This window comes from Bacillus sp. NP247 (assembly GCF_018966865.1).
GTDB lineage: Bacteria > Bacillota > Bacilli > Bacillales > Bacillaceae_G > Bacillus_A.
Genome location: NZ_CP076653.1, coordinates 1450833 through 1467478, shown reverse-complemented (window position 1 = coordinate 1467478; position 16646 = coordinate 1450833). Strand labels below are relative to the sequence as shown.

19 protein-coding genes are annotated in these 16646 nt (G+C 36.4%); 18 read left to right on the top strand and 1 reads right to left on the bottom strand.

What is annotated here, in order from left to right:
• The first annotated feature begins 4 nt into the window (after positions 1-4).
• The 6 genes from spoIIIAC to KPL75_RS07630 are packed head-to-tail and all read left to right on the top strand — an operon-like array spanning position 5 to position 3767.
• Positions 5-208, top strand: coding sequence for a stage III sporulation protein AC (spoIIIAC, locus tag KPL75_RS07655; RefSeq protein ID WP_000020914.1), 204 nt, complete (start codon positions 5-7; stop codon positions 206-208).
• Positions 209-231: 23 nt separating this feature from the next.
• A complete protein-coding gene (gene spoIIIAD / locus KPL75_RS07650; RefSeq protein WP_078172833.1) occupies positions 232-615 on the top strand; it encodes a stage III sporulation protein AD in 384 nt (127 codons plus the stop codon).
• 10 nt (positions 616-625) lie between these two features.
• A complete protein-coding gene (spoIIIAE, locus tag KPL75_RS07645; protein WP_002033983.1) occupies positions 626-1798 on the top strand; it encodes a stage III sporulation protein AE in 1173 nt (390 codons plus the stop codon).
• A 12-nt stretch (positions 1799-1810) separates the two neighbouring features.
• On the top strand, positions 1811-2443 hold the full coding sequence (gene spoIIIAF / locus KPL75_RS07640; RefSeq protein ID WP_002015059.1) for a stage III sporulation protein AF: 633 nt from the start codon (positions 1811-1813) through the stop codon (positions 2441-2443).
• The gene (gene spoIIIAG / locus KPL75_RS07635; protein ID WP_002138287.1) at positions 2433-3095 is read left to right on the top strand and encodes a stage III sporulation protein AG; all 663 of its coding nucleotides are present in this window, start codon (positions 2433-2435) and stop codon (positions 3093-3095) included. The genes spoIIIAF and spoIIIAG overlap by 11 nt, the downstream gene beginning before the upstream one ends.
• 15 nt (positions 3096-3110) lie before the next feature.
• Complete coding sequence (locus KPL75_RS07630) at positions 3111-3767, top strand: SpoIIIAH-like family protein (RefSeq protein WP_219920139.1); 657 nt, start codon at positions 3111-3113, stop codon at positions 3765-3767.
• A gap of 63 nt (positions 3768-3830) precedes the next feature.
• On the opposite strand, the gene KPL75_RS07625 is transcribed toward KPL75_RS07630, so the two are convergent.
• Positions 3831-4028, bottom strand: a complete 198-nt coding sequence (locus KPL75_RS07625; protein ID WP_219920137.1) for a DNA recombination protein RecO — start codon at positions 4026-4028, stop codon at positions 3831-3833.
• A gap of 471 nt (positions 4029-4499) precedes the next feature.
• Between KPL75_RS07625 and accB the strand changes: the two genes are divergently transcribed.
• The 12 genes from accB to recN all read left to right on the top strand — a co-directional run bounded on the left by accB (position 4500) and on the right by recN (position 16541).
• Complete coding sequence (accB, locus tag KPL75_RS07620; protein ID WP_219920135.1) at positions 4500-4988, top strand: acetyl-CoA carboxylase biotin carboxyl carrier protein; 489 nt, start codon at positions 4500-4502, stop codon at positions 4986-4988.
• A gap of 16 nt (positions 4989-5004) precedes the next feature.
• Positions 5005-6357: an acetyl-CoA carboxylase biotin carboxylase subunit gene (gene accC, locus KPL75_RS07615; RefSeq protein ID WP_002122429.1), complete on the top strand. Its 1353-nt coding sequence runs from the start codon at positions 5005-5007 to the stop codon at positions 6355-6357.
• Positions 6358-6379: 22 nt separating this feature from the next.
• Complete coding sequence (locus tag KPL75_RS07610; RefSeq protein WP_000807630.1) at positions 6380-6772, top strand: Asp23/Gls24 family envelope stress response protein; 393 nt, start codon at positions 6380-6382, stop codon at positions 6770-6772.
• Between the two features lie 347 nt (positions 6773-7119).
• Positions 7120-7512: a N utilization substance protein NusB gene (nusB, locus tag KPL75_RS07605; protein WP_002067080.1), complete on the top strand. Its 393-nt coding sequence runs from the start codon at positions 7120-7122 to the stop codon at positions 7510-7512.
• Between the two features lie 23 nt (positions 7513-7535).
• Positions 7536-8396, top strand: coding sequence for a bifunctional methylenetetrahydrofolate dehydrogenase/methenyltetrahydrofolate cyclohydrolase FolD (gene folD, locus KPL75_RS07600; RefSeq protein WP_219920133.1), 861 nt, complete (start codon positions 7536-7538; stop codon positions 8394-8396).
• 26 nt (positions 8397-8422) lie between these two features.
• Complete coding sequence (gene xseA / locus KPL75_RS07595) at positions 8423-9781, top strand: exodeoxyribonuclease VII large subunit (RefSeq protein ID WP_219920131.1); 1359 nt, start codon at positions 8423-8425, stop codon at positions 9779-9781.
• The gene (xseB, locus tag KPL75_RS07590) at positions 9771-10001 is read left to right on the top strand and encodes an exodeoxyribonuclease VII small subunit (protein WP_000428422.1); all 231 of its coding nucleotides are present in this window, start codon (positions 9771-9773) and stop codon (positions 9999-10001) included. The genes xseA and xseB overlap by 11 nt, the downstream gene beginning before the upstream one ends.
• Positions 10001-10894 (top strand): (2E,6E)-farnesyl diphosphate synthase, encoded by an 894-nt coding sequence (gene ispA, locus KPL75_RS07585; RefSeq protein WP_219920129.1) that lies wholly within the window; start codon positions 10001-10003, stop codon positions 10892-10894. The genes xseB and ispA overlap by 1 nt, the downstream gene beginning before the upstream one ends.
• A 308-nt stretch (positions 10895-11202) precedes the next feature.
• Entirely contained in the window at positions 11203-13095 is a 1893-nt protein-coding gene (gene dxs, locus KPL75_RS07580) for a 1-deoxy-D-xylulose-5-phosphate synthase (RefSeq protein WP_219920127.1), read from the top strand.
• A 3-nt stretch (positions 13096-13098) separates the two neighbouring features.
• Positions 13099-13938: a TlyA family RNA methyltransferase gene (locus KPL75_RS07575; RefSeq protein ID WP_219920125.1), complete on the top strand. Its 840-nt coding sequence runs from the start codon at positions 13099-13101 to the stop codon at positions 13936-13938.
• Between the two features lie 142 nt (positions 13939-14080).
• Positions 14081-14530 (top strand): arginine repressor ArgR, encoded by a 450-nt coding sequence (argR, locus tag KPL75_RS07570; protein WP_002015076.1) that lies wholly within the window; start codon positions 14081-14083, stop codon positions 14528-14530.
• A gap of 271 nt (positions 14531-14801) precedes the next feature.
• Entirely contained in the window at positions 14802-16541 is a 1740-nt protein-coding gene (gene recN, locus KPL75_RS07565) for a DNA repair protein RecN (RefSeq protein WP_219920123.1), read from the top strand.
• Positions 16542-16646 lie beyond the last annotated feature (105 nt).

Genomic DNA, 16646 nt, shown 5'->3' with positions numbered 1-16646 from the left:
GGCGATGTCCATTGATGTTGGATTAATATTTCAAATCGCCGGAATCGGCATTGTTTTAGCTTTCATTCATACTGTATTAAAAGAATTAAAGCGAGAGGATATTGCAAATTGGGTTATCCTTGTCGGTTTTGTCGTTATTTTGTTTCATGTTGCATTTTTAATTAATACTCTATTCGACAAGATTAAAAGTGTCTTTCTCTTCCAGTAAAGGAGGCGGTTCGAATCGAAATTATACAAATTGTCGGATTAGGCCTCGTTGCTACATTTTTAGCTGCTGTTTTAAATCAGCATAAGTCTAGTATTACATCGTTATTTATTGTGTTCATTGGTAGCATGATGTTTCTTCTCTTAATCGATCAAATTCATTCTATTTTACAAATGATTGAGAGAGTGGCGAGTGAAGCGAAGGTTAGCAACGTATATGTAGAAACGTTGTTGAAAATTATAGGGATTGCTTATATCGCTGAGTTTGGTGCGCAAATTACAAAGGATGCTGGTCAAGGTGCAATCGCTTCGAAAATTGAATTAGCTGGGAAAATCTTAATTCTCGTCATGGCAATTCCTATTTTGACGGTTGTAATTGAAACAATTCTCGGTTTTTTACCTACGGGATAAGGGGGAGTGAATGTTGAGGAAGTTTGGAGCTAAGCTATTATTTGCTTGCTTCCTTTTCTTTTCTTTACCGATTGTTGTACAAGCTTCTCCTATAGAAACAAACGTCGTTGATCAACAATTGGATAAGCTCGGAATTGAAGATGTGAAGCAATTTTGGGACGGGCTTGTTACAAAGTATGGAGGCTATTTACCAGAGAGTCAAAAAGGAAGCTTTATGGAGTTTGTAAAGGGAGAAAAAGAGTTCTCCATAAAAGAGTGGATGATAGGTCTACTAAAATATTTATTTCACGAGCTTGTTGCAAATGGAAAGTTACTTGGAACGCTCATTATGCTAACGATTTTCAGTGCATTGTTGCAATCGTTGCAATCTGCTTTTTCAAAGAGTAGCGTGAGTAAAATCGCTGATGCAGTCGTATACATGGTACTTATTATTTTCGCTTTAAATAGTTTTTATGTCGTCATGACATATGCAAGAGAGACGATACAAACAATGGTAGATTTCATACTAGCGTTATTACCAATTTTACTTGCACTCATAGCAACAGGCGGCGGTGTTGTTTCTGTATCATTTTTTCATCCAATCATCATTTTCTTAATGAATACGAGTGGGCTTCTTATGAATTATATCGTTCTACCACTTTTATTACTTGCAACTATATTAAGTATTGTAAGCACGATGAGTGATCAATATAAAGTTACGAAATTGTCCAAGCTTTTGCAAAACGTTAGTGTAGGGATTATTGGTATCTTTTTGACGGTCTTTTTAGGCGTATTATCTGTACAGGGAACAGCGTCTGCCGTTGCTGATGGTATAGCTGTGAAAACGGCTAAATTTGTAACAGGAAACTTCATTCCTGTAGTAGGAAGGATGTTTACTGAGGCAGCAGATACTGTTATTAGTGCATCTGGATTATTAAAAAACACAGTCGGAATTATCGGGCTCGTTATTTTATGCTTAATTGTCGCTTTCCCAGCGATTCAAATTTTTTGTATCGCGTTTATTTATAAATTCGCAGCAGCAGTATTGCAACCAGTAGGCGGAGGAGCAATTATTCAATGTTTAGATATCATTGGACGAAGTATCATTTACGTATTTGCTTGCTTAGCTATCGTATCATTTATGTTCTTTTTAAGTATCACAATTATTATTGCTGCCGGGAACATTACTCTCATGATGCGGTAGGAGGTGAAGAGTGTGCAATTTGTTACAGAGTGGATTAGAAATATTATCGTTTTTTTACTCTTAGCGACAATGCTTCATCTTATTCTTCCAAATTCAAATTTGCAAAAGTACGTTAAATTCGTTGTAAGTCTATTGTTAGTCGTACTAATTTTAACGCCTCTATTTAAGTTGTTACAAACAGATGTAAATGAAGTTATCGCAAATTTCAATGAAGAAAAGTACGTAGCAGATGGATCTGTAAAAAATTCGATAGATTCGAAGAAAAAAGAAATACAAGCTCTAACACGTGCATATAGTTTAGAAGAGATGGCTACCAAAATGAAAAAAGACGTAGGAAAAGAGTTTGAGAAAAAGTATGGTATGACAGTCTCTGAAATACAAATAGTCGCAGTGGAACATGCAGAAGAAGTAAAGTCAGCGAAAGATATTCAATCTGTTGTTGTGACGTTGAAAGAAAAAGAACGTAGTAAAAATGATGCAATCGAAACAGTAAAGCCAATTGAAATTAATATGAAAGAACCTCCAAAAAAAATAGAAGAAACGAATGTAGAAATGAAAGATTTCTTTTCAAGCAGGTGGCAACTAGAGGATAAACAAATCCAAGTTCAGATGGAAGGGAGGACAGGTAGCGTAAATGGACAATAAAGATAAAAATTCGAGGTTCTCATTTTTTCGAAACCTATTAAATGGGGATGGAAAAGAAAGTAATGAGAAGGGGAAAAAGGTAACACCTAAGTTTTTGCTTGTCCTACTCATACTTGGGATTGCGCTTATGTTTTCTAGTAATTACTTATCACCTAAAAAAGAAGAAGTGCCTGTGTTTAAAGAAAAGACAAGTCAAAGCCAAGATAAAGATGTACCAACTTTCGGTCAAAAAAACAATGATAATATGTCAAATGTAGAAAAATACGAAAAAGCGTATGAACAAGAATTGAAAGCTTCTTTAGAAGAGATAGCCGGAGTAAAAGATGTAACTATTAAAGTGAACTTAGATTCATCTGAAGAAAAAATACTCGAGAAAAATACAGTAAAACGTTCACAAACGACAGGTGAAACTGATAAAGCAGGAGGTAAAAGGGAAGTAGAAGACGAGTCTCTTGATGAAAAGACAGTCATTATACGTGAAGGTGATAAAGAAACTCCAATTGTTTTGCGAACAGAGAAACCGAAAGTACGAGGTGTTCTGGTCGTAGCAAAGGGAGTGGATAATATACAAATAAAAGCAATGGTAAAAGAAGCTGTGACGCGATTATTAGATGTACCAGCTCATCGGGTTTCAGTATCACCGAAAAATTGATAGGGAGGAAATAAAGTGTTGAAAAAACAAACGGTTTGGCTATTAACGATGTTAAGTTTGGTGGTTGTACTATCTGTTTATTACGTAACAACTCCTGAGAATAAAAATACTGCAGCACCAACAGCGGGTGAAAAGATGGGACAAGAAAAGCAAGGTGCTGATAAAGCAGTAACAAAAGAAACAACGAAAGAAACTACAAATAAAGAGGCAACAAAAGAAAGTACAAGTAAGGAAACTACAAATAAAGAAACAGACAAAAAAGAGAATGATAAAAAAGAGACAAGTAAAAAGGACGCTAACGTATCAGTTCAATCAAGCGATGAGAATTTCACAGCTTTACGTATGCAAATGGAAGATCAGCGTAGTGCAGATAAAGAAAAATTACAAAATGTAATGAAGTCATCAAAATCTTCAGCAGAAGAAAAGAGTAAAGCGAAAGATAATCTTGATGCAATCACTACAATGGAAACGAAGCAACAATTACTTGAGACAGTGATTAAATCTCAAGGTGGATATAAGGATGCTCTTGTAAGAGCTGATGGAACGGACATTAAAGTAACGGTTAAATCGGCAAAGCATTCACAAAAAGAAGCGAATAAAATTATTCAGCTCGTAAGAAGTGAAGGTGGATCAAAAGATGTAGGTGTGAAATTTGATCCATCAGTAAAATAAAGTGCATATTAATTATAATGGGTGTTTTTGCTTCAAATTAGATAAAAGAATAATAGAAAAAAGCTATCGTTTTCGATAGCTTTTTTCTATTTCATCTTTGCAGTTGTATTTCGTATTTTTAATTGGAAACGGGGAAATACGCTGTGAGTAAAAGATTAATGGTTCATGATGATGGTGATTACTTTTTCCAGATTTGACGTGGATGAAGAGGACCAATGCCCAAATCACTACGGCAGGCAAGAACAGGATGAGCCATATCATATGTCCGCACCTCACTACAATAAATTTTCTACACTTTGAACATACTATTCTTATATGAAGGAAGAATGAACGGCACGTAAACAAAAAAATAATATTTGGTAAAAATATGTTTTTTCACCGTAGATAAAATGAAGAATGCTGAGGGAATTACGTTTTTACACTTTACAGTTTTGAAAAAGTAAAGAATGTTTTTTTGGAAGTGGTCTTGCCAATTTTGTGTGAAACTTGGTATTATTACTAGGTAATAAATTTTTGGTGGAATAATATTTTAACAGGAGTTTCGATTTATAATAAAGAAATATAAATTGGAATGTTTAAAAAATTTAGCGTAAGATGGGAATAGTAAATATTTCTATTAGTAAATGTCATAGGAATAAATTTTCTAATAGAATACATCGTATTTTTACAGTAAATCAGTTTGATGCCAATCTGTAAAAACGGGACAAACAAGAGTATGGGAGTGGATTTTACATGTTTAAAATTCAAGAAGTTCGTGAATTAATTAAATTAATTGATAGCTCTAATATTGATGAATTTGAATACAAAAAAGACGGTACAACAATCAAAATGAAAAAACGTGGTAATGAAGTTGTTGCTGTGCAAGCACCGTTAACGAAACAGGTAGTACAACCAGCAGCATCTGTTGAAGTAGAAACAACAGTAGCGGCAGCGCAAGTAGAAGTGCAAAAGCAAGAAGAGAAGGAAGCTGTTCAAAATGAAAACCTACATAAAATCACATCACCGATGGTAGGGACATTTTATTCCTCTTCTTCGCCTGATACACCTCAATATGTAAGTGTTGGGGACAGAGTATCGAAAGATTCTATCGTATGTATTGTTGAAGCTATGAAATTATTTAACGAAATTGACGCAGATGTAGAGGGCGAAATTGTTGAAATTCTTGTTAATAACGGACAGCTTGTTGAGTATGGACAACCGCTATTTCTTGTAAAAGCGTAATAAGGGAGTCTTTGTGATGATAAAAAAAGTATTAATAGCCAATCGTGGGGAAATTGCTGTACGAATTATTCGTGCTTGTAAAGAAATGGATATTGAAACAGTTGCAATTTATTCAGAAGCAGACAAAGAGTCACTTCATGTGCAAATTGCAGATGAAGCGTATTGTGTTGGACCAACGATTTCAAAAGAAAGCTATTTAAATTTGACGAACATTATTAGTGTTGCGAAATTAACAGGTTGTGATGCAATTCATCCGGGATATGGATTTTTGGCAGAGAATGCAGATTTTGCAGAATTATGCCGTGAGTGTAACTTAATTTTTATCGGTCCAAGTCCAGAAGCGATTTCAAAGATGGGCACAAAAGACGTTGCACGTGATACAATGAAAGAAGCAGGGGTTCCAATTGTACCAGGTTCACAAGGGATTATTAAAAATACCGAAGAAGCGATCGAGCTTGCTAATCAAATTGGATATCCAGTTATCATTAAAGCGACTGCAGGTGGCGGCGGAAAAGGTATTCGTGTTGCGCGCCATGAAGAAGAGCTTGTAAAAGGAATTCAAATTACACAACAAGAAGCCAGTACCGCTTTTGGGAACCCTGGTGTATACTTAGAGAAGTACGTTGAAGATTTCCGCCATGTTGAGATTCAAATAATGGCAGATACACATGGAAATGCCATTCATTTAGGAGAGCGTGATTGTACAATTCAGCGCCGTCTGCAAAAACTATTAGAAGAAAGTCCATCACCTGCACTTGATGAGAATATTCGCAAGCAAATGGGTGACGCAGCAGTTAAAGCGGCGGTAGCGGTTGATTATACAGGTGCTGGTACGGTTGAGTTTATTTATGAATATAAAACGAAAAGCTTTTATTTCATGGAGATGAATACGAGAATCCAAGTTGAACATCCAGTTACTGAAATGGTAACAGGGATGGATTTAATTAAAGAACAAATTCTTGTTGCTTCTGGAGAAAAGTTATCGTTACAGCAAGAAGAAGTGCAATTTAATGGTTGGGCAATGGAATGTCGAATTAATGCGGAAAACCCTGCCAAAAAATTTATGCCATCTCCAGGTAAAGTAGAAATGTACTTACCACCAGGCGGATTTGGTATTCGCGTCGATTCAGCTGTATATCCGGGATATTCAATACCACCTTTCTATGATTCGATGGTTGCTAAATTAATTGTTCACGGAAAAACACGTGAAGAGGCAATTGCAAAAATGAAGCGAGCGCTCAGCGAGTTTGTCATTGAAGGCGTACATACAACAATCCCGTTCCATTTGCAATTGCTAGATCATCCTGATTTTGTAAAAGGTGAGTTTAACACGAAATTTTTGGAAGAGCATGAACTTGTGACGCAGTGATACATTAAAGGAGGTTTTTTTCATGGCTGAACATATGTTAGATATGGGTCAAGATACAACTCTTGGAAAAGTAGAAATTGCACCAGAAGTAATCGAAGTGATTGCAGGTATTGCAGCTGCTGAAGTAGAAGGTGTAGCGGCAATGCGTGGTAATTTTGCTACAGATGTTGTTGAGAAGTTAGGTAAGAAAAATCATGGTAAAGGTGTAAAGGTTGAATTAGCAAACGAAGATATTATTGTTGACCTTTATGTTGTGATGTATTTTGGTGTAGCAATTCCAGTTGTTGCACAAAAAATTCAAGACAATATTCGCCAAGCACTCTTTACAATGACAGGACTTGAGCCAAAAGAAGTGAACGTTCACATCGTTGGCGTAACATTCGAAACACAAAAAACAGAAATCGAACCAGTGTAAGAGTGAAAAAGGTGCCTAGTAAAATAGGCATCTTTTTTATCGTTTCATTTCTTCGCAAACTAAAACCCTCTAATTATTATACTATTTCAAAAAATAAGAAATATAAAAGGGAATGTTTCATTTTTCCAAAAAACGTACATTGTGATAAGATATGGAACTTGAAGTTAATCTTTTTATTATTTTTCAGCCCTGTACCCCGTGTGTGAAACGATAAATTGTGTTATTATCATTGTATTATAAGGTTGGAAAATCAATGAAAACTGCAAGAGTAAGTGAATTGACGGCTTATAAATTATAATAATATAACAAAGCATAAGGAAAGACTTGAAGTATAAAGGAGAGTTACAATGAAACGTAGGACGGCTAGAGAAAGAGCAATGCAAGCATTATATCAAATGGATATTACAGGAGAATTAGAACCGAAAGTAGCGGTGGAAAATACGCTAGATGAAGGTGAAGAAACAAATGAGTTTCTAGAATCACTTGTTGTAGGATTTGTAGACAACAAAGAAGAGATTGACGCAGCAATTCGTCAAAATTTAAAAAAGTGGAAGTTGGAACGTATTAGTATTGTTGATCGCAGTATTTTACGTGTAGCTGTGTGTGAGATGAAATACATGGAAGAAATTCCGCACAATGTAACAATTAACGAAGCAATTGAAATCGCAAAAACATTTGGGGATGAGGAATCTCGTCGTTTTATTAACGGCGTTTTATCTAATATAAAAGATACACTGTAATTTCTTTAAGGGGGAAACTTAAAATGGTAGCAGTAATCATCAAAGGAAATGAAGTTGCGGAGAAAAAACGAGCACAATTAAAAGAAGAAGTTGTGAAGTTAAAAGAGCAAGGGATTGTACCAGGATTAGCAGTTATTTTAGTTGGAGAAAATCCAGCATCTCGTTCTTATGTAAAAGGAAAAGAAAAAGGCTGTGAGCAAGTAGGAATCTATTCAGAGCTAATTGAACTTCCTGAAACGATTACTGAGGAGCGTTTGCTTGCTGAAATCGATCGCTTAAATGGAGACGACCGCATTAACGGCATATTGGTACAATTACCTTTACCAAAACATATTGAAGAAAAAGCTATCATTGAAAGAATTTCACCGGAAAAGGATGTAGATGGATTTCACCCAATCAGCGTAGGACGTATGATGACGGGACAAGACACATTCCTTCCATGTACACCGCATGGCATTTTAGAATTAGTAAAAGAAACGAATCTTGATATTTCTGGAAAGCATGTTGTTGTAATTGGAAGAAGTAATATTGTTGGTAAACCAGTGGGACAACTGTTTTTAAATGAAAATGCAACTGTCACATATTGTCATTCTAAGACGCAAAATATAAAAGAATTATCGAAGTTAGCTGATATTTTAATCGTAGCCGTTGGACGACCGAAAATGGTAACAGCTGACTATATTAAAGAAGGTGCGGTTGTAATTGATGTTGGTGTTAACCGTTTAGAAACAGGTAAACTTTGTGGTGATGTTGATTTTGACAATGTATTAGACGTTGCAGGTTACATTACGCCTGTGCCAAAAGGAGTCGGCCCAATGACTATTACAATGCTTCTTCACAACACTGTGGAGTCTGCAAAGCGTACAGGTGTTGTTTGTCAATAATTTGAATCGGCTATGAGGAGAGAGAAATGGAGAAACAATATTTAACCGTTACAGCATTAACACGCTATATTAAAACAAAAATAGAGTATGATCCGCATTTACAGTCTGTTTGGTTAAAAGGAGAAATTTCCAACTTTAAATATCATAGTCGTGGTCATATGTATTTTACATTGAAAGATGAAAATGCAAGAATTGCAGCGGTTATGTTTGCGGGTCATAATCGTAACATTAAATTCAGACCGGAAAATGGAATGAAAGTACTTGTAAAAGGAAAGATTTCTGTTTACGAGGCGAGTGGTTCTTATCAAATTTATATTCAAGACATGCAGCCTGACGGAATTGGAAACTTGCATTTAGCTTATGAGCAATTAAAAGTTCGTTTAGAGGAAGAGGGCTTGTTTTCTCAAGTTTATAAAAAAATAATTCCTCCGTATGCTAAAACAATAGGTGTAATCACGTCGCCAACAGGAGCAGCAATTCGCGATATTATAACAACAATTAAACGTCGTTATCCAATTGGAAATGTTATTGTGTTTCCTGTACTTGTACAAGGGGAGTCAGCAGCTCCCTCGATTGTACAAGCAATTCGTACAGCGAATGAAATGGGAGATATTGATGTTTTAATTGTTGGACGTGGTGGAGGCTCTATTGAAGAATTATGGGCCTTTAATGAGGAAGTAGTTGCAAGAGCAATTTTTACAAGTGAGATTCCGATTATTTCGGCTGTAGGCCATGAAACAGATTTTACAATTGCAGATTTTGTCGCGGATTTACGTGCGCCAACACCGACTGCAGCAGCTGAGCTGGCGGTACCTAATACTATAGAGTTACAAGAAAAGGTATTACAAAGAACTCTGAGATTGCAAAGAGCAATGAGAGAGAGAGTACATAAAAAAGAAGAAAAATTGCAAGTGTTACAAAAATCTTATGCGTTCCGTTATCCAAGGCAAGTGTACGAGCAAAAAGAAGAGCAGTTAGACAGGGCTCTTGAACAACTTGTTTTAGCGAAAGAGCGTTATATAGATAAAAAAGTAAATCAATTAAAGCAACTTTCATTTTATTTAGAAAAGCACCACCCATCTCAAAAAATTATACAAACGAAAACGGCAATTGAAACGTTGCAAAAGCAGTTGCAACGTGAAATGCAAACATTACTTCAAACGAAGGAGTTCGTATTTGTGAGAGCGGCTCAAAAGCTTGAGGTATTAAGCCCGCTTAAAGTAATGATGAGAGGGTATGGGCTTGTATACGATGAAGAGAAACAAGTATTAAAAAGCGTGAAAGGTGTTAGCCTTGGAGATGCTGTTTCGGTTCAATTACAAGATGGAATACTAGATTGTAGCGTATCAAGCATAGAGGAGCGTGAATTGAATAATGGAAAATAAGTTAAGCTTTGAAGAAGCAATTTCGCAGCTTGAGCATCTCGTTTCTAAGCTTGAACAAGGTGATGTACCTTTAGAGGAAGCGATTTCTTATTTTAAGGAAGGCATGGAATTATCTAAGCTTTGTGATGAGAAATTGAAAGATGTACAAGAACAAATGGCAGTTATCCTTGGGGAAGATGGAGAGCTTAAACCGTTTACTGCTTTAGGAGATGAAGCATAGTGACACATATAGCTTTTGATGCTTTTTTGAAAGAGAGTAAAACTTTTGTAGAAGAAAAGCTTGTAAGCTATGCAAATGAATTACAATGTCCAAATGTGCTTCGTGAAGCGATGGCGTATTCTTTGGAAGCGGGTGGGAAACGTCTCCGCCCGTTACTTTTATTTGCAACGTTACAAGCGTTTGGGAAAGAAAGAAATCTTGGAGTGGGTGCAGCTTGTGCCCTTGAAATGATTCATACATATTCGTTAATTCATGATGATTTACCTTGTATGGATGATGATGATCTAAGACGAGGAAAGCCTACAAATCATAAAGTATTTGGTGAAGCAATGGCAGTTTTAGCGGGAGATGGTTTGTTGACATATGCTTTTCAAGTTATTATGGCATATGAGCAAAAAGAAATCTCTGCTGAAAAAAAAGTAAGACTTGTACTTGAGCTTGCGAAAGCAGCGGGACCTGAAGGAATGGTTGCTGGACAAGTGGCAGATATGGAAGCTGAAGGAAAACGACTTACAATTAATGAATTAGAGTACATCCATAATCATAAGACAGGTAAACTGCTTGAGTTTGCTGTACTTGCAGGAGCGATACTTTCTGATGCTACAGAAGAGCAAGAAGAGAAGTTACTTGCATTTGCGAAATATATCGGTCTAGCTTTCCAAATTCGAGATGATATTTTGGATGTTGAAGGAACAGAAGAAGCGATTGGAAAACCGATTGGTAGTGATGCTTCCAACGAAAAGAGCACATATACGACGTTATTTACTGTAGATAGAGCAAAATCTATTTTAGAGGAGAAAATTGCAAAAGCAAAAGATTCTATTAGCTCCTTACAATTACAAGATGAATATTTACTATCTATTTGTGATTTAATCGCAAAACGTAATAACTAATATAACAGCGTTTTCATTTGTTGAGTCATTCATCATTTTATGATATAAATGTAGGAAAAGGTTTTTCTTTTCTTGTTATTGGCAAAAATATATGTAGATTACATTGCCGTTATCACTTCGTGTTAGCGGCTATTTTTTTCATCGCGTAAAGAAATATGATGTATAATATGATAAGTGAAAAAATGGAAGTGTTTTCTGAAAGCAGGATAAGATAAAAAGAATAGAAAAGATAATTTCTTGTGTTGTGTAAATGTTTCTTATAATATTTGACATGTTGACAGATTATGAAATGAAAGTGAGTGATCCATGTGGATCTAACGCAAATTCAAAACCCTAGTTTTTTGAAAGATATGTCTATCAGTGAACTAGAGGGGTTGAGTGAGGATATTCGTAAGTTTTTAATTGAAGAGCTCTCTCAAACAGGTGGACATATTGCACCTAATTTAGGTGTAGTAGAACTCACAATTGCTCTGCATAAATTATTTGATAGTCCGAAAGATAAGTTTTTATGGGACGTAGGACATCAATCCTATGTACATAAAATCTTAACAGGGCGTGCGAAAGAATTCGGCACGTTAAGGCAATACCAAGGTCTATGTGGTTTTCCAAAACGCTGCGAGAGTGAGCATGATGTTTGGGAAACTGGTCATAGTTCGACGTCGTTATCTGCTGCAATGGGAATGGCTCTAGCACGTGATTTAAAGAAAACGGACGAATACGTTATACCAATCATTGGCGATGGTGCATTAACAGGCGGAATGGCTTTAGAGGCATTGAACCATATTGGGCATGAAAAAACGGACATGACTGTTATTTTGAATGATAATGAAATGTCAATTGCACCAAACGTCGGTGCACTTCATAATGTACTTGGTCGTTTACGTACCGCAGGGAAGTACCATTGGGTAAAAGATGAACTAGAGTATATATTGAAGAAAATCCCAGCAGTTGGCGGGAAAGTTGCTGCGACAGCAGAGAAAATAAAAGATAGTCTAAAATATTTACTAGTATCAGGCGTCTTTTTTGAAGAATTAGGCTTTACATATTTAGGCCCGGTCGATGGGCATGATTATGAAAAGTTATTCGAAACGTTGCAATATGCAAAGAAAACAAAAGGCCCAGTACTTGTTCATGTTATTACGAAAAAAGGAAAAGGTTATAAACCAGCTGAGAGTGACGTTATTGGAACTTGGCATGGAACAGGACCGTATAAAATTGAGTCAGGTGACTTCGTTAAACCGAAGGAAGTTGCACCAGCATGGAGTGCTGTTGTTAGTGAAACAGTGCTTAAGCTAGCGAGAACGGATGAACGTATCGTTGCAATTACGCCTGCAATGCCTGTTGGATCAAAACTTGAGAAATTCCAAAAAGAATTTCCGAATCGTATGATTGATGTAGGTATTGCAGAGCAGCATGCTACAACAATGGCGGCTGGTATGGCAACGCAAGGAATGAAGCCATTCTTAGCAATTTATTCAACGTTTTTACAAAGAGCATATGACCAAGTTGTTCATGATATTTGTCGCCAAAATTTAAATGTTTTCATTGGAATAGATCGTTCTGGATTAGTTGGAGCAGACGGTGAAACGCATCAAGGTGTATTTGACATCTCGTTTTTACGTCATTTGCCGAATATGGTACTTATGATGCCGAAAGATGAAAATGAAGGACAACATTTAGTATATACAGCGATGCAGTATGAAGATGGACCGATTGCTTTACGTTATGCACGCGGCAATGGACTTGGCGTTCAAATGGACGAAGAATTAAAGGCGATTCCAATCGGTACATGGGAAACGTTAAAAGAAGGCACACAAGCAGCAATTTTAACGTTTGGTACGACAATCCCGATGGCAATGGAAGCAGCTGAGCGTCTTGAACAAGCTGGGGTATCAGTGAAAGTAGTGAATGCTCGCTTTATTAAGCCGATGGACGAAGCATATTTACATGAGCTTTTAGGGAAAAATATACCGGTTTTAACGATTGAAGAGGCTTGTTTAATCGGTGGCTTTGGAACGGGAGTAGTTGAATTTGCTTCTGAGAACGGGTACCATAGTGCTTTAATTGAACGAATGGGTATTCCTGATCGCTTCATAGAGCATGGTAGTGTAACAAAACTGTTAGAAGAAATTGGTTTAACGACAGATGCTGTTGTAGACCGTATTCATACAATGATTCCATCAAAACAAAAAAGGGCGTAACAAATGAGCGTAAAAAAAGAAAGAGTAGATGTATTATTAGTAGAGCGAGGACTTATAGAAACGCGTGAGAAGGCTAAACGTGCTGTTATGGCAGGTCTTGTATATGCGAATGAAATGAGACTCGATAAGCCAGGGGAGAAAATCTCGCAAGATACGGAGATTACGGTGAAAGGGCAAGTTATGCCGTATGTAAGCCGTGGTGGTTATAAGCTTGAAAAGGCATTAGAAACATTTAAACTTGATTTACAAGATAAAGTTATGATAGATATTGGTTCATCAACTGGTGGTTTTACAGACTGTGCGCTTCAAAATGGGGCGAAGTTATCCTACGCATTAGATGTAGGATATAATCAACTTGCGTGGAAATTGCGTCAAGATGAGCGTGTTGTTGTGATGGAACGAACGAATTTCCGTTACGTGACACCGGCAGATTTAGAGCGTGGTTTACCGCAGTTTGCAAGTATTGATGTTTCATTTATATCATTAAGGCTTATATTGCCGGTTTTAAAAACAATGCTTACGCCAAATGGTGATGTGGCTGCATTGATTAAACCTCAGTTTGAAGCTGGACGAGAACAAGTCGGGAAAAAAGGCATTGTTCGTGATAGAAAAGTACATGAAGCTGTCGTGGAAATGATTGTCGATTTTGCTCTTAAGGAAGGCTATAATGTCGAAGGTTTAACATTCTCACCAATTACAGGCGGGGATGGAAATATTGAATTTTTAATTCATCTAAAGTGGCACGGTGAGCGTGAGAATGGTGAAAATCATTCTCCGGTTTCTATTGAGCAAGTTGTTACAGAAGCGCATGATGTTCTAAAACAAAAAGGGAAAGGGGAATAACATATGTTGTTCCTCTTTTTGTTGTAATTGTATAATGATTGTAAAAACAATTGTGTACAAGTAGCGGATTATACGTTAACATAAATAAATGAAGTATACCAATGTTTAAACTATGGTAAGAGATAGTGTGAGGTGCAAATGTATGAATAAAGGTCAGCGCCATATTAAAATCAGGGAAATTATTGCGAACAAAGAAATTGAAACACAAGATGAACTAGTTGATATTTTACGTAATGTGGGGTTTAATGTAACGCAAGCAACAGTATCGCGCGATATTAAAGAACTGCACTTAGTGAAGGTACCATTACATGATGGTCGCTATAAATATAGCTTGCCAGCAGATCAACGATTTAATCCGTTGCAAAAATTAAAACGAAATCTAGTGGATTCATTTGTAAAATTAGACACGGCAGGACATATGCTGGTGCTAAAAACATTGCCTGGTAACGCTCATTCACTTGGGGCACTTATTGATCATTTAGAGTGGGATGAGATCGTTGGAACCATTTGTGGTGATGATACTTGCTTAATTATTTGCCGTACACCTGAAGATACAGGTGTTGTCTCTGATCGTTTCTTAAATATGCTGTAACAGAAAAATCTTGTTTACTTTCCTCTGTAAAGTGGAAAGTAAACAAGATATTTTTATTGGCGAAAAATACGGATTTTCAAATACAATACATTATTTTTTTTTGAATGAAGTTAGAAAATAGGTGGATTGACCCGTAAAACGAATGTTTGGTACAATGGAGCGGGTTAGAAGAGTAATTTATACATACAAACATATAGTATAACTATTTGAATGAAGAATACTGAGAAAAGCCCTTAATAGGGGATTAGTTTATAACGAGGTGAATGGGGCATTGTTATCGGAATTATCGATCAGAAACTTTGCTATTATTGAGGCATTAAATATTTCTTTTCAAAAAGGTTTAACCGTTTTAAGTGGTGAAACAGGAGCTGGAAAATCTATTATTATTGATGCAATTAGTTTGCTTGTTGGTGGCCGTGGTTCAGCAGAATTTGTTCGATATGGAACAGAAAAGGCTGAGATAGAAGGATTATTCTATGTAGAGGATGACAAGCATCCATGTATCGCAAAGGCAGAAGAGTTAGATATAGAAATAGAAGATGGCATGATTATTTTGAAGCGTGACATCGCTGCGAACGGAAAAAGTGTCTGTCGTGTAAATGGGAAACTTGTTACACTCAGCATATTAAAAGAGATTGGAAAAACGCTAGTTGATATTCATGGACAGCATGAAACACAAGATTTAATGAATGAAGAGCGTCATATGTTTATGCTTGATCATTTTGATGGAAATCGCATTGTTAAACAATTGGACATATATCAAAATGTATATACAGACTATGAGAAGTTAAAAAAACAGCTGAAATCTTTGAGTGAAAATGAACAACAAATGGCCCATCGTCTAGATTTAATTCAATTCCAACATGAAGAAATTCGTAAGGCGGATTTAAAAATGGATGAAGAATATGAATTGACTGAGGAACGATTAAAAATCTCTAATTTTGAAAAGATTTATAAAGCATTAGGAGATGCGTATCGTTCGTTAAGTGGAGACGGACAGGGATTAGATCACGTAAGAAATGCAATGGGACAAATGGAGAGTATTACGCACTTAGATGAAGCGTATCAAGAAAATCATGATTCTATTGCAAATAGTTATTACTTATTAGAAGAAGTTGCATACCAGCTTAGAGAAAAGTTAGATATGATGGAATATGATCCGAAACGTCTAGATGAAATTGAAACACGTTTGAATGAAATCCGTATGTTAAAGAGAAAGTATGGAAATACTGTAGAAGAGATTTTAGCGTATGCTGATAAAATTGAACAAGAAATTTTTACGATTGAAAATAAAGACGTACATATTGAAACGACGAGAAAGCAGTTAACGAAATTAGAAAGTGTTATTGTAAAAGAAGCAACGTTGTTAAGTACTATGCGTCATGAGCTTGCAGATCATCTTACAAGCGCTATTCATCAAGAATTAAAAGAACTATATATGGAAAAAACGAAATTTGAAGTGAGAATTATGAAGAGGGTAGGAAATGTAGAAGAACCTCTCGTGGAAGGAACACCGGTAAAACTTACGGCGGATGGCTACGATCATGTGGAATTTTATATTTCAACGAATCCGGGTGAACCTTTAAAGCCACTTTCAAAGGTCGCTTCTGGCGGAGAGTTATCTCGTATTATTTTAGCTTTAAAAAGCATTTTTTCTAAGCATCAAGGTGTTGCATCTGTTATTTTTGATGAAGTGGATACGGGTGTGAGTGGTCGGGTGGCACAGGCTATTGCGGAAAAAATTTATCGTGTATCAGTAAACTCGCAAGTACTTTGTATTACGCACTTACCTCAAGTAGCTTCAATGGCGGACTCTCATTTATTTATTAGAAAACAAGTGGCGAATGATCGGACGATTACATCGGTTACCGTGTTAAGTACGGATGAAAAAGTAACAGAAATTGCTCGAATGATTTCTGGTGTTGAAATTACAGATTTAACGACAGAGCATGCGAAAGAGTTACTTACGCAAGCGCATCATTTCAAACAGACAGCAGAGGCTATCCAGTAATGGATAGCTTTTTTTTCTCAAATGACGATTTCTTAATTCTTCCGGTTATAAATAAAGCGCTGCAAGGAGAGATTAAAAAGTGAAGCCAAGAGGCTGAATGTGGGG

Coding starts and splice junctions, on each gene's coding strand:
- spoIIIAC (WP_000020914.1), top strand. CDS start 5: ATGTCCATTGATGTTGGATTAATATTTCAAATCGCCGGAATCGGCATT.
- spoIIIAE (WP_002033983.1), top strand. CDS start 626: ATGTTGAGGAAGTTTGGAGCTAAGCTATTATTTGCTTGCTTCCTTTTC.
- spoIIIAG (WP_002138287.1), top strand. CDS start 2,433: ATGGACAATAAAGATAAAAATTCGAGGTTCTCATTTTTTCGAAACCTA.
- KPL75_RS07625 (WP_219920137.1), bottom strand. CDS start 4,028: ATGATATGGCTCATCCTGTTCTTGCCTGCCGTAGTGATTTGGGCATTG.
- accB (WP_219920135.1), top strand. CDS start 4,500: ATGTTTAAAATTCAAGAAGTTCGTGAATTAATTAAATTAATTGATAGC.
- accC (WP_002122429.1), top strand. CDS start 5,005: ATGATAAAAAAAGTATTAATAGCCAATCGTGGGGAAATTGCTGTACGA.
- KPL75_RS07610 (WP_000807630.1), top strand. CDS start 6,380: ATGGCTGAACATATGTTAGATATGGGTCAAGATACAACTCTTGGAAAA.
- nusB (WP_002067080.1), top strand. CDS start 7,120: ATGAAACGTAGGACGGCTAGAGAAAGAGCAATGCAAGCATTATATCAA.
- folD (WP_219920133.1), top strand. CDS start 7,536: ATGGTAGCAGTAATCATCAAAGGAAATGAAGTTGCGGAGAAAAAACGA.
- xseA (WP_219920131.1), top strand. CDS start 8,423: ATGGAGAAACAATATTTAACCGTTACAGCATTAACACGCTATATTAAA.
- xseB (WP_000428422.1), top strand. CDS start 9,771: ATGGAAAATAAGTTAAGCTTTGAAGAAGCAATTTCGCAGCTTGAGCAT.
- KPL75_RS07575 (WP_219920125.1), top strand. CDS start 13,099: ATGAGCGTAAAAAAAGAAAGAGTAGATGTATTATTAGTAGAGCGAGGA.
- argR (WP_002015076.1), top strand. CDS start 14,081: ATGAATAAAGGTCAGCGCCATATTAAAATCAGGGAAATTATTGCGAAC.